Genomic DNA, 15,083 nt, shown 5'->3' with positions numbered 1-15,083 from the left:
TAAGGAGAGATTATGTCTAATTATCCAAATTTACTCGCGCCATTGGATTTAGGCTTTACCACATTAAAAAACCGCGTATTGATGGGTTCAATGCATGTCGGTCTGGAAGAGGCGCCGGGCGGCTATGAGCGCATGGCGGCCTTTTATGCGGAGCGCGCCAAAGGCGGTGTTGGCCTGATTGTCACCGGCGGCATTTCCCCAAATGATGCGGGCCTGACTTTTGTCGGCGGCAATAAGCTGGATACGCGTGCAGAAGCCGACAAGCATAAAGTGGTGACGCAGGCGGTGCATGAGGCTGGCGGCAAAATCGCCCTGCAGATCCTGCATACCGGGCGCTATTCCTATCAGGCCGGCAATGTCGCGCCGTCTGCCATTCAGGCTCCCATCAACCCGGTGAAGCCGCATGCCTTAACTTCTGCGGAAGTTGAGCAGACCATTGCCGACTTTGCCAACTGTGCCAAGCTTGCCCAGTATGCAGGCTATGACGGCGTGGAAATTATGGGGTCTGAAGGCTATCTGATTAATGAATTTATTGCGGCCCGTACCAATCACCGCGATGATGAATGGGGCGGCAGCTATGAAAACCGCATCCGTTTTCCGATAGAAATCGTCAAGCGCACCCGCGCAGAGGTCGGTGAAAACTTTATTATCATTTACCGCCTGTCGATGCTGGATCTGGTTGATGGCGGTTCAACTTTTGAAGAAGTGGTGCAGCTGGCCAAGGAAATTGAAAAAGCCGGCGCGACAATTATCAACACCGGCATCGGCTGGCATGAGGCGCGCATCCCGACGATTGCCACTAAGGTGCCGCGGGCTGCTTTCACTTGGGTGACTGAAAAGCTCAAAGGCTTGGTGAACGTGCCTTTGGTTACTTCAAACCGCATCAACACGCCGGAAATGGCGGAGCATGTATTGGCTTCAGGCCATGCGGACATGGTGTCAATGGCGCGCCCGATGCTGGCGGATGCGGAATTTGTGCTGAAAGCCGAGCAGGGCCGCAGTGATGAAATCAATACCTGCATCGGCTGCAACCAGGCCTGCTTAGACCATATTTTTTCGATGAAAATTGCGACGTGCCTGGTAAATCCGCGCGCCTGCCATGAAACCGAGCTGCTGTTTAAGGAAGCCTCGCAGGAAAAAAATATTGCGGTGATTGGCGCAGGCCCTGCAGGCCTGAGTTTTGCGACTTATGCGGCGGAGCGCGGGCACAATGTCACGGTATTTGATGCATCGCATCAGATTGGCGGGCAGTTCAATATTGCCAAGACGGTGCCGGGCAAAGAGGAGTTTTATGAAACCCTGCGCTATTTCAAGCGCAAAATTGAGCTGCAGCCGCGCATTAAGCTGGTGCTGAACCATACGGCGACTTATGAGGAATTGGCAAAATCTGACTACGATGACATTGTCGTTGCAACAGGCGTGACGCCGCGCCAGCTGCAGATTGAAGGCATTGATCATCCTAAAGTTCTAACGTATCTGGAGGTGCTGAAAGAGCGCAAGCCGGTCGGCAAGCGCGTGGCGATTATCGGCGCCGGCGGCATTGGCTTTGATACCGCGGAATGCTTAAGCCATGCCGGCGAAAGCGGCAGCCTGAACCCGGAAAAATTCTATGATGAATGGGGCATTGATACCGAATATGCGCATGTCGGCGGCTTGAAGCAGCCTAAGCTTGAACCGTCTGAGCGTGAAATTTACCTCCTGCAGCGCAAAACAGCTTCAGTCGGTTCAAGCTTGGGCAAAACTACCGGCTGGATTCACCGCACCGGCTTAAAGCACCGCGATGTGAAGATGATTGCGGGCGCAAGCTACGACAAAATTGATGATCAGGGCCTGCATATTACGGTAAATGATCAGCCGAAAGTGCTGGAAGTGGATAATGTGATTATTTGCGCAGGGCAGGAATCTTTCACGGCAATGTATGAACAGCTGAAAGCCGACGGCAAAAATGTGCATTTGATTGGCGGCGCCAAAGAAGCCGGCGAGCTGGATGCCAAGCGCGCCATCCGCCAAGGCGCTGAATTGGCTGCGGTGATTTAATACAGAATCATTTGTTCATCAGCTTAAAAAGATGCAATGAAGCGCCTTCTCCTGTGAGGAGAAGGCTCGGGAGAGGTATTTGCTAAAAGCATTCATGCTTTTCCCTCATTCCCTTGCGGAACAGTGTTCCCCATCCCTGAGGGAGAATGCGCCTTTATTGTAATTTATTTAAATAATTCAAACTCATAAGGATATAATAATGAGCATGGCAACAACCAAACAGTCAATTCAAAAATGGCATCACATGCTGGAAAGCCGTGACATGAGCCTCCTGAATGAGCTGCTGGCGGATGATGTGGTGTTCCGTTCGCCGGTGGCGTACAGCCCTTATCCGGGCAAGCAGGTGGTGACCTTCATTTTAACGAATGTCATCCAGATCTTTGAAAATTTCACTTATCACCGTGAGTTTTACACCGAAGATGAGCAAAGCGTGGTGCTGGAATTTTCCGCCAATGTTGGAGAGAAAAAGCTTAAAGGCATTGACATGATCCGCTTTAATGAGCAGGGCCAAATTGTTGATTTTGAAGTGATGATCCGGCCTAAAAGCGGTTTGGAAGCCTTGGCGGCGCAGATGGGGCAACGCATGGCGGCGTTTTTGCCCAAGTAATCCGCCTCAGCAGGCTGTGCACGGCATGTGCTGTGCTGGCCGCTCGGTCTAAGCATAAAAGGGCAGAAGCATGAAAAATTTATTGAATGAGGTCAGTCGGCGCGCTTTGGCGCTATTTGATCAGGCCATCGGCGCAGAGCAGCCTAAGCTCTATTTTAATCCGCAGGGGGAATTCAAGCGGATTTTTGAGCATTTGCCTCAGCTGCGCCGCAAATACCGGCCAACGCCGTGGCTTGCCAATACGCATGCGCACCTGCTGTATTTTGACTTAATTAAAAAGCGCCGCATTCATTTAAGCTATGACCGGACAGATCGGCTGATTATGCAGGACGGCGGCGTTACAGGCATTGCATGGCTTGGCACAGACCTGCCGCCGGATGCGCCGACCATTGTAATTCTGCATACCATTACCGGCACGCCGGAAAGCATGCGCGAACTGGTGCGTGACCTGCATCGGCATACCGGCTGGCGCATTGCGCTTTGCCTGCGCCGCGGCCATGCAAATTTACCGATGCCTGTGCCTAAAATCAATCTGTTCGGCTCGGCGGATGATTTGCGTGAACAGCTGGCCTATATTCAGGAAAAATATCCGGCTTCCGCCTTATATGCGCTGGGTTCGTCTGCCGGCACAGGCCTGCTGGTGCGCTATTTGGGCGAAGAAGGCCAAAAAACGCCTTTTAAGGCGGCTTTTGCCTTATGTCCCGGCTACAATACTGAATCCGGCTTTAAGAATGTTCATCCGTTTTACAGCAAAATGATGACCAAAAAGCTGTTCCAGAAGTTTATAGAGCCTTATGCGCAGACTTGGCAAAACACTGCGTCATTGGCTAAAGTGCTGGAAGCGAAGACGCTGTTTGATTTTGAGCAGGCCTATTTTGAAATGGCGGGTTTTGCAGACTACAGCAGCTACAATCAGTCAACCAATCCAATTTATGTCTTTGAGCAGGTGGAAATCCCGCTGCTGGTGCTGAACTCGGAAGATGACCCGGTTTGCAGCATTCATAACTTCGATCCCTATAAGGCGGTAGTCAGGCAGCTGCGCAGTGTGGCTGTCGTTACCACCCGGAAGGGCAGTCATTGCGGGTTCTATGAGGGCGTGAAAGAAACCCGTTCCTGGGCGGCCAAATTGGCGGCGGATTTCTTTTTGCTGCAGGCGGCTTCGGAACGGCTTTAATGCATCAAATTCCGCTTCTCATTTTCGCGCATAAGCGGATTGAGCAGATGGCGCGATTGTGCGGATTTAATCATTGCTAAAAATGCAGCAATTCGCACAATATTATTGACTGAAAATCAAGAGTGCTGTTCAGCATGAAATCTACAATTGAGGAACTGCAGGCTTTTGTCAGCATTGTGGACTGCGGTTCTATTGTCATGGCAGCGGAACGCCTGCGGCAGACGGCTTCAGGCGTCAGCCGGGCATTGCAGCGCCTGGAAGCCAAATTGAATATCACCTTGCTGGAGCGCACCACCCGGAAATTAAAGCTGACGCAGGAAGGTCAGCTGTTTTTAGGCAAGGCGCGCCGGATCTTAAATGATTTGGCGGAAGCGGAGGATTCATTGCTAAAGCTGGATGAGGATATTTCAGGCTTAATCCGCATTGATTCAGCCACGCCTTTTATTCTGCATGTGCTTGTGCCGCTGATGCATGAGTTTATGCGCAAATATCCCAATATTGAGATTGAGCTGAATAATCATGATCAGGTGATTGATCTGCTGGAGCATCAGACCGATGTGGCGATCCGTTTTGGCGAATTGAATGATTCAACGCTGCATGCAAAACTGCTGTGCCGCAGCCGCCTGTATATTGTCGCCAGCCCCGAATATTTGGCGCAGCGCGGTGTGCTCCAGCATCCGCAGGACTTATTGGCGCATGATTTAATCGGCTTCAGTCAGACGCAGCATCTGAATACGTGGCCCATTCAAGTGCAGGGCAAAGCCTTTGGCGCGCGCCCTAAAATTAAAGCATCCAATGGCGAAACCGTCCGCCAGCTTGCATTGGAAGGCGCAGGCATTGCCTGCCTTTCGCGCTTTCTGGTGCAGGGTGATATCAAAGCGGGACGGCTGACCGCCTTATTTGAAGATCAAATTGAGCTGCATTATCAGAAAATTCACGCCGTGTATTATCTGCAGGAGCATCTGCCGAAACGGGTGTGGCTATTTATTGAGTTTTTAGCGGAAAAGCTGCGGGAATATTTGTAGGCTGGAAATTTCAGCCCTAAAAAAACCCAGTATGCACTGGGTTTTTGCATCACTGAAAACAGCAAATCAGTTTTCAAGCGCCGGCGTAGCCGCTGCAATAGCCGCAGCCACAGCATCATCCTCAGTCTGCGCTGCAGAACTGTTTTGCTTCGGTGAAACCTGGGTTGGCTTATCTTCAGCCTTAGGCGCTTCAGCTTTCGGCGCGGCAGGCTTAGCTTCGGCAGCCGGCTGTGCGCTGGCAGCTTCACGGCGGATTTCAGTTGTGGTGTTCGGCGTTTCTTCGCGAATGATCTCTGCATGGGAAGGCATTGGCGCAATTTCCTGCGTATCAGCAGAATCTAAACTTTCAAACTTAGCAGGCTCCGCTGGAGCGGCTTCAGAAGCTGCGGTTTCAACCTGTTCTTTCTCTTCCTGCTTCGGCTCTTCTTTTTTTACGCAGGCGGTAATCAGTAAGGCAACAGCAATTGCGCCGCAAATTAAAAGTTTTTTATTCATAGTTGCACAAAATTAAACATTAAACAGATATGCATATTATAACCATAAAACTGAATATGAAAATCATCGAAATTTAAGCTAATTTTATATCGGAAATGCTGATAGAATAGCCAATTGTTTATTGTTCTATGAATTGATGCGGAATGACTTTGCTTTATTGGTGCAAGGTAAAGTAAAATTGCGCAACATTGCAGGCCTATTTAGGCTCGATTGTACGAGAAACCCAATGACCCATTTTATTTTCGTTACTGGTGGTGTAGTTTCATCACTAGGTAAAGGTATTTCCGCTGCTTCAGTTGCTGCACTTTTAGAAGCCCGCGGTTTAAAAGTCACCATGGTCAAAATGGATCCATACATTAATGTCGATCCAGGGACAATGAGCCCGTTCCAGCATGGTGAAGTTTTTGTCACAGAGGATGGTGCCGAAACTGACTTAGACTTGGGTTATTACGAACGTTTCTTGCGTCGTGCGAAAATGACCAAGTTGAATAACTTCACCTCAGGCCGCGTGTACCAAGACGTTTTAAATAAAGAGCGCCGCGGCGACTACCTTGGCGGCACAGTTCAAGTAATTCCGCACATTACGGATAATATTAAAGAGCGCGTACTTCGCGCAGGCGAAGGCTACGACGTTGCGATCGTAGAGATCGGCGGTACGGTAGGCGATATTGAATCTCTCCCATTCATGGAATCTGTCCGCCAGCTGATGGTTGAGCTGGGCCACAAGCGCACTATGCTGATGCACTTGACGCTGCTGCCGTACATCAAATCTGCGGCTGAGCTTAAAACCAAGCCGACCCAGCACTCTGTTAAAGAGCTGCTGTCAATCGGCATTCAGCCGGACATCCTGATCTGCCGTACAGAGCATGATGTCGATGCAGACACAACCCGCAAAATTGCGCTGTTCACCAACGTGGAAGCGCGCGCAGTTGTGGTGTGCAAAGACGCCCGTTCAATTTACCAAATCCCGCGCACATTCTACGAGCAAAACGTAGATGACTTGATCTGCGAGCGTTTTGGCTATAACAACCTTCCGGAAGCTGATCTGAGCGACTGGGATAACGTTGTAGAAGCTTTACTGAATCCTGAATACACCGTGCGTGTTGCGATGGTCGGCAAATATGTTGAACTTCCGGATGCCTATAAGTCGGTCAATGAAGCGCTTTTGCATGCCGGCATTCAAAACCGCGTAAAAGTTGAAATTGACTACGTCAATGCTGAAGAGCTGGAAAGCCAAAACGAAGCGGAAGTATTGAAAGATGCTGATGCAATTCTGGTTCCGGGCGGCTTTGGCGAGCGCGGTACAGAAGGCAAAATGAAAGCCATCCGCTATGCGCGTGAAAACGGCGTGCCTTTCTTGGGCATCTGTCTGGGCATGCAGCTGGCGGTGATTGAGTATGCGCGCAATGTTGCAGGCATTGCAGACGCGTCTTCAACTGAATTCAACCGTTCAACCAAATCTCCGCTAATCGGCTTGATTACAGAGTGGCTGGATGAACGCGGCGAAGTGCAGCAGCGCAATGTGGATTCTGACCTGGGCGGCACCATGCGCCTTGGCGCGCAGAAATCTGAACTGGTTGCAGGCACAAAAACTTGCGACGTTTACGGTTCAGCGGAAATTATTGAGCGCCACCGTCACCGCTACGAGATGAATAACCGCTATATTCCAATGCTTGAAGAAAAAGGCATGAAGATTTCAGGCTACTCACCTGTACAGCATTTGGTAGAAACAGTTGAAATTCCTCAACATCCTTGGTTTATTGCTGTACAATTCCATCCGGAATTTACAAGTTCACCACGTGATGGCCACCCATTATTTGCCAGCTTTATTGACGCTGCTAAAAAACAGCACAAAAAAAGCAAATAATCGGTCTGCAGGACTAAACTAGGAAGTTTAAATGTCACAATTAAAACCACAAGAAATTGTACGTTTAGGCGATATACAAATGGCAAATCACTTGCCATTTGTATTATTCGGCGGCATGAACGTACTCGAATCCAAAGATCTGGCTTTTGAAATTGCAGAAACTTATGTTGATATCTGCACGCGCCTGGGCATTCCTTATGTGTTCAAAGCCAGCTTTGATAAGGCCAACCGTTCCAGCTTGAACTCTTTCCGCGGCCCAGGCTTGGAAAAAGGCATCGAGTGGCTCGCTGACATTAAAAAACACTTCAATGTGCCGATCATTACCGATGTGCATGAGCCGTATCAGGCTGCGCCTGTTGCGGAGGTTGCGGACATTATCCAGCTGCCGGCTTTCCTGAGCCGCCAGACTGACCTTGTTGAGGCGATGGCGAAAACTGACGCCATCATCAACATCAAAAAAGCGCAGTTCCTTGCGCCGCACGAAATGCGCCACATTCTGCATAAATGCCTGGAAGCGGGCAATGACAAGCTGATTCTTTGCGAGCGCGGTTCGGCATTCGGCTACAACAATCTGGTTGTAGACATGCTGGGCTTTGACATCATGAAGGAAATGAATGTCCCTGTGTTCTTTGATGTGACGCATGCCTTGCAGACTCCGGGCGGCCGCGCAGATTCCGCCGGTGGACGCCGCGCGCAAATTGCCACCTTGGCGCGCGCAGGCATGGCGACTGGCCTTGCTGGCCTGTTCCTTGAGGCGCATCCGGATCCGGAAAAAGCCAAGTGCGACGGACCTTGCGCATTGCGCATGTCGCAGCTGGAGCCGTTTCTGGCGCAGCTGAAAGAGCTGGATACTTTGGTGAAAGGCTTTCAGAAGCTGGACACACACTAAATTAGCTTTGCATTGATGCGTCTTTTGGGCGCATCATTTTTATTAATTAACTGAGGAACTATTCATGAGTCAAATCGTTGACATTCGTGCACGTGAAATTTTGGACTCTCGCGGTAACCCTACCATCGAAGCTGACGTAACCTTAGCCTCTGGCGTTGTAGGCCGTGCATGTGCACCATCTGGTGCTTCAACTGGTTCTCGTGAAGCTTTAGAACTTCGTGACGGCGACAAAGCGCGTTACTTGGGTAAAGGTGTCCGTACAGCAGTTAACAATGTTAATACGCTGATCCGCGATGCTTTAGTCGGCAAGTCTGTTTTTGAACAAAAAGACATCGACAATACCATGATCGCGCTTGACGGCACTGAAAACAAAGAAAAATTAGGCGCTAACGCGACTTTGGCGGTTTCTTTGGCTGCTGCGCGCGCTGCTGCTGACGAAAAGAAAATTCCTTTGTTCCAATACATCGCAGACCTGCGCGGTCAAACTATTTTGACTATGCCGGTGCCAATGATGAACATCATCAACGGCGGTTCGCATGCAGATAATAATGTTGATATTCAAGAATTCATGATTGAGCCAGTCGGCTTCAATTCATTTGCTGAAGCGCTGCGCGCCGGTGCTGAAATCTTCCATTCTTTAAAATCAGTTTTAAATAAAAAAGGTTTAAATACTGCTGTTGGTGATGAAGGCGGTTTCGCGCCAAACCTTCGTTCTAACGAAGAAGCGATTACAGTTATTCTTGAAGCAATTGCTCAAACGGGCTACAAAGCAGGTTCTGACATCATGCTTGCGCTGGACTGCGCATCTTCAGAATTCTACAAAAATGGCCAGTACATTCTTGCAGGCGAAGGCAATAAAGCCTTCACAAGCAACCAGTTCTCTGACTATTTAGCGGGTCTTGTAAATCAGTATCCAATCATCTCGATTGAAGACGGCTTAGACGAATCTGACTGGGAAGGCTGGTCTTACCTGACTTCTATCCTTGGCGACAAGATTCAGCTGGTTGGCGATGACCTGTTCGTTACTAATCCGAAGATTCTGCAGCGCGGCATTAATGAGAAAGTGGGCAACTCCATTCTGATTAAGTACAACCAAATCGGCACGCTGACTGAAACTTTAGATGCAATCTACCTTGCTAAGGCAAACGGTTACTCTACAGTAATTTCACACCGTTCTGGCGAAACAGAAGATTCTACTATTGCGGATCTTGCAGTGGGTACGGCTGCTGGCCAAATCAAAACCGGCTCACTGTGCCGTTCTGACCGCGTAGCGAAATACAACCAATTGCTTCGCATTGAAGAATTGACAAATGCCGCTTACCGCGGTAAAGCTGAGTTTAAAGGTTTAAACTAAGCGCGCATGCTATCTATGTTAAATGTATTTGACTCCAAAGCGAGTAAAGCATTGTTGGGCCTTGCGATCATTTTGATCGCAGGGTTTCAATATTTATACTGGTTCGGTGAAGGCGGTCATCAGGACCATCAGAAGCTGTCTCAGAAAGTTCAGCAGCAGATTGAACTGAATCAAGAATTAAAAGAACGCAACCGCGTCCTCGCGGCCGAAGTTTATGATTTGAAAAATGGCGTAGAAGCCATTGAAGAGCATGCGCGCCTGGATTTAGGCTTGATCAAGCCGCGTGAAACTTTTGTGCAGATGAGCACCATCAGCACGCAATACCAGCCTATTTATATTGATCCAAAAGCAGATTTACGCACCAATGAAGAGCCAGCCGAAGCGCCGCCAGAACTTTAATTTGTGGGCTATTATTCCGGCAGCCGGGTCAGGCAGCCGTTTTTCCAGATCAGAACTCAAGCAGTATCAGATGATTCAGGGCAAAACTGTGCTGGAACATACGGTTTCAAGGCTGAATCAGCTGCCTTTGGCCGGCTATGTGCTTGCTGTGGGCGCGCAGGATACTTTGGCTGAAACGCTGGCCTTTGCCCATCCTGAAAAAGCGCATTTCTGCCTGGGCGGCGCAGAGCGGGTCAATTCTGTATTAAACGCTTTAGCTTACTTATCCAAAATCGCATCTGAAGATGACTGGGTGCTGGTGCATGACGCGGCGCGCCCATGCGTGACGCAAAGCTGCCTTGAAAATCTGGTTAACGCCGCGGCGGAATCCAGCCAAAGCGCAATTTTGGCCATACCTGTGCGCGACACGCTGAAATGCGTGGAAGCCGGCGCTGAAATCGCTAAAACGGTAGACCGCTCAAAGCTGTGGCAGGCGCAAACGCCGCAAATCGCCAAGCTGGGCGCTTTAAGGCGCGCCATAGAACAGGCGCTGCAGGCGCAAGTCAGCATTACCGATGAAGCCAGTGCGCTGGAGCATGCCGGTGAAGCGGTGCAGGTGGTGCAGGGCCGTTCGGACAATATTAAAATCACCTATCCGGATGACTTGGAGCTGGCCCGGCTGATTCTGGCTTCGCAGCAGGCGCCGGCCTGAAGAATTCCGCAATAATTTCGGCTGCGGCGCTTTATTCTGCGCAGCTTTAACTTATACTTTCCCCACTTCATTTTATACATGCACCGCAAATGATTCCTTCACAGCAGTATCGTTTTTTGCGCCAGTCCGCAAGAGACGGGCTCAGCATAAAACATGATTCTTCACGCTGGACTAAATTGCATTTAGACCCTTGGCTGCTTTGCTTTCTGATTCTGAATGCAGTTTTAGGCCTGATGGTGGTTTACAGCGCGACGGCAGGTGATTCAGGCATGGTGCTGCGTCAGGCGACAAGTTTTGGCGTGGGGTTCATTGTCATGTTTATGTGCGCGCAGGTGCCGCCGAAAGTGTATCAGGCGGTCAGCCCTTATTTGTATATGCTGGGCGTTGCGCTGCTGCTGGTGGTTTTGGCTTTCGGCGAAACCCGGATGGGCGCTAAGCGCTGGATCACGCTGCCGGGCATCGGCAGCATGCAGCCCAGTGAGGTGATGAAATTCGCCATGCCTTTAATGATGGCATGGTATTTTGCCGGCCGGGCTTTTCCGCCGAAATTTGTGCATATTATCGTTGCGCTGGCGATTATGATGGTGCCTTTTGTTTTAGTGGCTTTGCAGCCGGACTTGAATATTGGCCTGATTATTCCGGGTATTTTTGTACTGTTTCTGAGCGGCATGTCCTGGCGCTTGATTGCCGGAGCGATGGGCGTATTTGCTATTGCTGCGCCTCTGCTGTGGATGTTTTTTCTGCAGGAATATCAGAAAAAACGGATTTTGACCTTGTTTGACCCTGAGTCGGATGCTCTGGGTGCGGGATGGAATATCATTCAGTCTAAAATCGCTATCGGTTCCGGCGGCTTGACCGGCAAGGGCTTTACCGAGGGAACGCAGTCGCATTTGGGCTATTTGCCAGAGCATCATACCGACTTTATCATGTCGACTTATGCGGAAGAATTCGGCTTTATCGGGGTCTTTCTGCTGTTCAGCTTATTCGCTGCGATTATTATCCGCTGCCTGATGATTGGCATGAACAGCTTTCATAACTTTGGCCGCCTGTATGCGGGCGCGACGGGGCTGACTTTCTTTTTCTTTGTGTTTTTAAATTCGGGCATGGTCAGCGGTATTCTGCCGGTCACCGGTGACCCGCTGCCTTTGATGAGCTACGGCGGCACAGCGGTTATTGCCATGCTTGCAGGCATGGGCATTGTGATGTCAATTCATACGCACCGTTAAGCTGGGCTGCTGAAAACTGTCCTGCGGTTTTTGATCAGGGAGCGCTGCTGCGCTCCCTTTTTTGATGCGTTTGATTTTGCATTGCTTCTGCAATTGCGCCGGGTTTTGCTAGAATAAGCGCAGTATGAGTAAATGCAGCATGAGTAAATAAAAGAGATGGCCTATCAACTTGTAGAAATTCTGAATCCTGCGGAAGATGTACATTGCCCGCATTGCGGCCATGCAGTGCTGGACTGGAGTGAAGAGCAGTATATTCAGCCGTGCGGGCATACGCTGTTTGTGGCAATGGATTTAGGCTTTGAATTTATTGCTGATGAATTTGAGCAGTGCATGGCGCGCAGCGTGGATGAGATTCATGCTGATGATGATAATTTGCAGATGTTTAAGGAATTAACTGAGGCGCAATATCTGGAGTATCTGATTTATCAGGCGGATTTGGGCTTTCAGGGCTTAAAGCGCTATGTTGGTTTTACTGCCTAATAGGTAAAGTGAATAAAAAAGCTCCTTATGGAGCTTTTTTATCTTGAAATAAGCCTGCTTAATCAGCTTTCTACTTCTTCTTCGACTTCGTCATCGGCGCTGTCCATGCCCAGTTCTTTCAGCTTGCGGGTCAAGGTGTTGCGGCCCCAGCCGAGAAGTTCAGCAGCATGGCGCTTGCGTCCGCGGGTCTGCTGCAGGGCCGCGTTAATCAGCGTGCGTTCAAACATTGGCGTGGCGATGTCCAGAATCTTCATTTCGCCGTTCTTCAGTTTCTGCACAGCCCATTGGCCCAGCAGCTCATCCCAGTGGTGGCTGGAAATGCGGTCAATGCCGTTCGCTGCCTGCGCATTATCGCTGTTTTGCTGAATTGGAATCTGCTTCAGTTCTGAAGGCAGGTCTTCCGGATAAACTTCACGGCCGGTAATCATTACCGTCAGCCAGCGGCAGGTATTCTCCAGCTGGCGCACGTTGCCTTGCCAAGGCAGCTTCTGCATGTATTCCTGAGTTTCCGGACGCAGGATTTTCGGGCTGACGCTCAGCTCTTTGCCGGCGCGCGCCAGAAAATGCTGCGCCAGCATTGGAATGTCTTCGCTGCGGTGCGCCAGCTTAGGAATATGAATGCGGATCACATTCAGGCGGTGATACAGGTCTTCGCGGAAGCGGCCTTCATGCACCAGCTTTTCCAAGTCCTGATGGGTTGCGGCTACAATGCGCACATCAACCTTGACGGGAATGTGCCCGCCGACACGGTAGAACTCGCCATCCGCCAATACGCGCAGCAGGCGGGTCTGGGTTTCAAACGGCATGTCGCCGATTTCATCCAGAAACAGCGTGCCGCCGTTGGCCTGCTCAAAACGGCCTTGGCGCTGAGTGTTGGCGCCGGTGAATGCGCCTTTTTCATGGCCGAACAGTTCGGTTTCAATCAGGTCTTTTGGAATGGCAGCCATATTCAGCGCAATAAACGGCTTGCTGCTGCGCGGCGAATGGCGGTGCAGCGCGTGCGCGACCAGCTCTTTGCCGGTGCCGGACTCGCCGTTAATCAGCACAGTAATGTGCGACTGCGACAGGCGGCCAATGGCGCGGAAAACTTCCTGCATGGCAGGCGATTCGCCGATGATTTCTGTGGACTGAATCGGCTGCGCGGTTTTGGCGGATTCCTGCTGCTGCAGCTTGGTGATGTGCAGAATCGCGCGGTTCACCAAAGCCAGCGCTTCATCAATATCAAACGGCTTAGGCAGGTATTCAAATGCGCCGGTCTGATAGCTGGAAACTGCAGATTCCAGATCCGAATGCGCGGTCATGATAATGACAGGCAAGTCCGGGTGGCTGCCTTTGACTTTGCCTAAAAAGGTCAGGCCATCAATGCCCGGCATGCGGATGTCGGTTAAAATAACATCCGGCGCATCGGCGCTGAGCTGATCCAGCGCGGACTGGGCTTCTTCAAAACTGGTGACATCAAAGCCTTCTTCTTTGAAGGTTTTTTCCAGCACCCATCGCATGGCGCGGTCATCATCAATGACCCATATTTTATTTCGCGGCATGGTCGGACTCCCAAGGTAAATATAAGCTGAATACTGTTTTTCCAGGAACTGACTGGCATACAATCATTCCGTTATGCTGATGCATAATATTTTGCGCAATGCTTAATCCTAAGCCGGTGCCTTTGGCGCGGCCCGTTACCAGCGGATAGAACACCGATTCAAGAATTTCTTCCGGCACGCCGGGACCGTTGTCTTCTATGTCAATACGGACGGCAGAACGCTTCAGCACGCCATTAATGGTGACCAGGCGCTGAATGCGGGTTCTGAGAATCAGTTCCGGCTGATGCTCGGCGAAGAATTCCTTGTTTTCAGTCATGGCCTGCACGGCGTTGACGCTGATGTTCAGCATGACCTGAATCAGCTGGTCGCGGTCGGCCATGACGTCGGGCAGCGACAGGTCGTAGTCGCGGGTAATTTTAATTTTCTTTTTGGTTTGATTGACAATCAGCGCGCGGACGCGTTCCAGCGGCTCATGCACATTGACCGGCTCATAGCTCGGCAGCTGGCGTGAGCCGAGCATGGTATCGGCTAAATTTCGCAGGCGGTCGACTTCGCTGATGATAATGTCGGTAAATTCTGCATATTGTGGATCATTCAAACTTCGCGCGAGCAGTTGCGTGGCGCCGCGGATGCCGCCGAGCGGATTCTTGATTTCATGCGCAACGCCGCGGATCAGCTGGCGCGCCACTTGATGCTGCTGAATCAGGTTTTCTTCTTTGGAGATTTTCAGCATGCGGTCAATCTGATTCAGCTCAATCAGCAGCAGCGGGTGGTAGGGCTTGCCTGAATTCAGCTGCGAGGCGGTGTAATCGACATGGATGTCTTTAAAGTTGACATTGATTGTGGCTTCGCGGCGCGTGTAGTGCTGTCCGGAAAGCAGGGTGTTTTTCAGCGCTTCTTCGGTGTTGAATTCGTCATCCGGCATATGCAGCAGGTTTAAAACCGGCATGCCGGAGGCGCGGAGCAGGCTGATGTCAAACAGGGCTTCACAGGCGGAGTTAAGGTAAAAAATATTCAAATCACTATCGACCAGTAAAATGGCGGTGGTTAAATTGTCAACCAGTAGGCGGTAATCGATAGTCATAGGATGATCCATTAGCGGTGCTTCCCTGTATTAAAATAGCGCAATGGCATCTTCATAAAGCGGTCTGTTTGGTGTAATAAGGCCTGATATGATGCAAAATGCACGCCAACTCTTGGGAAAAGCACTCAGTTCTGATGCTGGCTAAATAAAGTGCGCTGAAAGTGGTCTTTGTTAAAAGTGTATAGCCCATTCAGGGCAGCCTGTAAACAGTAAA

The 15,083-nt window shown here is 50.4% G+C and carries 14 protein-coding genes; 11 read left to right on the top strand and 3 right to left on the bottom strand.

Annotated features, from left to right (window positions below; genetic code table 11):
- The first annotated feature begins 12 nt into the window (after nt 1–12).
- The 4 genes from BEN74_RS03035 to BEN74_RS03020 all read left to right on the top strand — a co-directional run bounded on the left by BEN74_RS03035 (nt 13) and on the right by BEN74_RS03020 (nt 4,843).
- Nucleotides 13–2,037, top strand: a complete 2,025-nt coding sequence (locus BEN74_RS03035) for an NADPH-dependent 2,4-dienoyl-CoA reductase (protein ID WP_068909037.1) — start codon at nt 13–15, stop codon at nt 2,035–2,037.
- Between the two features lie 199 nt (nt 2,038–2,236).
- Complete coding sequence (locus BEN74_RS03030; RefSeq protein WP_068909035.1) at nt 2,237–2,644, top strand: nuclear transport factor 2 family protein; 408 nt, start codon at nt 2,237–2,239, stop codon at nt 2,642–2,644.
- Nucleotides 2,645–2,714: 70 nt separating this feature from the next.
- Nucleotides 2,715–3,818, top strand: coding sequence for a YheT family hydrolase (locus tag BEN74_RS03025; protein ID WP_068909033.1), 1,104 nt, complete (start codon nt 2,715–2,717; stop codon nt 3,816–3,818).
- A gap of 134 nt (nt 3,819–3,952) precedes the next feature.
- Nucleotides 3,953–4,843 (top strand): LysR family transcriptional regulator, encoded by an 891-nt coding sequence (locus BEN74_RS03020; RefSeq protein ID WP_068909085.1) that lies wholly within the window; start codon nt 3,953–3,955, stop codon nt 4,841–4,843.
- Nucleotides 4,844–4,909: 66 nt separating this feature from the next.
- On the opposite strand, the gene BEN74_RS03015 is transcribed toward BEN74_RS03020, so the two are convergent.
- A complete protein-coding gene (locus tag BEN74_RS03015; protein WP_068909031.1) occupies nt 4,910–5,338 on the bottom strand; it encodes an internalin in 429 nt (142 codons plus the stop codon).
- A gap of 226 nt (nt 5,339–5,564) precedes the next feature.
- Between BEN74_RS03015 and BEN74_RS03010 the strand changes: the two genes are divergently transcribed.
- The 7 genes from BEN74_RS03010 to BEN74_RS02980 all read left to right on the top strand — a co-directional run bounded on the left by BEN74_RS03010 (nt 5,565) and on the right by BEN74_RS02980 (nt 12,244).
- Nucleotides 5,565–7,205 carry a CTP synthase gene (locus tag BEN74_RS03010; RefSeq protein WP_068909029.1) on the top strand — a complete coding sequence of 547 codons (1,641 nt, stop codon included), beginning with the start codon at nt 5,565–5,567 and terminating at the stop codon, nt 7,203–7,205.
- 31 nt (nt 7,206–7,236) lie between these two features.
- A complete protein-coding gene (gene kdsA, locus BEN74_RS03005) occupies nt 7,237–8,094 on the top strand; it encodes a 3-deoxy-8-phosphooctulonate synthase (protein WP_068909026.1) in 858 nt (285 codons plus the stop codon).
- Between the two features lie 64 nt (nt 8,095–8,158).
- The gene (gene eno / locus BEN74_RS03000) at nt 8,159–9,448 is read left to right on the top strand and encodes a phosphopyruvate hydratase (protein ID WP_068909025.1); all 1,290 of its coding nucleotides are present in this window, start codon (nt 8,159–8,161) and stop codon (nt 9,446–9,448) included.
- A gap of 15 nt (nt 9,449–9,463) precedes the next feature.
- The gene (locus tag BEN74_RS02995) at nt 9,464–9,847 is read left to right on the top strand and encodes a septum formation initiator family protein (RefSeq protein WP_068909022.1); all 384 of its coding nucleotides are present in this window, start codon (nt 9,464–9,466) and stop codon (nt 9,845–9,847) included.
- Nucleotides 9,813–10,538, top strand: a complete 726-nt coding sequence (ispD, locus tag BEN74_RS02990) for a 2-C-methyl-D-erythritol 4-phosphate cytidylyltransferase (RefSeq protein ID WP_068909020.1) — start codon at nt 9,813–9,815, stop codon at nt 10,536–10,538. The genes BEN74_RS02995 and ispD overlap by 35 nt, the downstream gene beginning before the upstream one ends.
- Before the next feature lie 89 nt (nt 10,539–10,627).
- On the top strand, nt 10,628–11,764 hold the full coding sequence (gene rodA, locus BEN74_RS02985; protein WP_068909018.1) for a rod shape-determining protein RodA: 1,137 nt from the start codon (nt 10,628–10,630) through the stop codon (nt 11,762–11,764).
- A gap of 156 nt (nt 11,765–11,920) precedes the next feature.
- On the top strand, nt 11,921–12,244 hold the full coding sequence (locus BEN74_RS02980; RefSeq protein ID WP_068909016.1) for a hypothetical protein: 324 nt from the start codon (nt 11,921–11,923) through the stop codon (nt 12,242–12,244).
- A 62-nt stretch (nt 12,245–12,306) separates the two neighbouring features.
- Here BEN74_RS02980 and glnG read toward each other — a convergent pair whose 3' ends face one another.
- Nucleotides 12,307–13,785 carry a nitrogen regulation protein NR(I) gene (gene glnG / locus BEN74_RS02975; protein WP_068909014.1) on the bottom strand — a complete coding sequence of 493 codons (1,479 nt, stop codon included), beginning with the start codon at nt 13,783–13,785 and terminating at the stop codon, nt 12,307–12,309.
- Nucleotides 13,772–14,881: a nitrogen regulation protein NR(II) gene (gene glnL, locus BEN74_RS02970; RefSeq protein WP_068909013.1), complete on the bottom strand. Its 1,110-nt coding sequence runs from the start codon at nt 14,879–14,881 to the stop codon at nt 13,772–13,774. The genes glnG and glnL overlap by 14 nt, the downstream gene beginning before the upstream one ends.
- Nucleotides 14,882–15,083 lie beyond the last annotated feature (202 nt).

It is taken from the genome of Acinetobacter sp. WCHAc010034 (genome assembly GCF_001696615.3).
GTDB lineage: Bacteria > Pseudomonadota > Gammaproteobacteria > Pseudomonadales > Moraxellaceae > Acinetobacter.
This window is presented reverse-complemented; position numbering and strand designations above follow the sequence as displayed.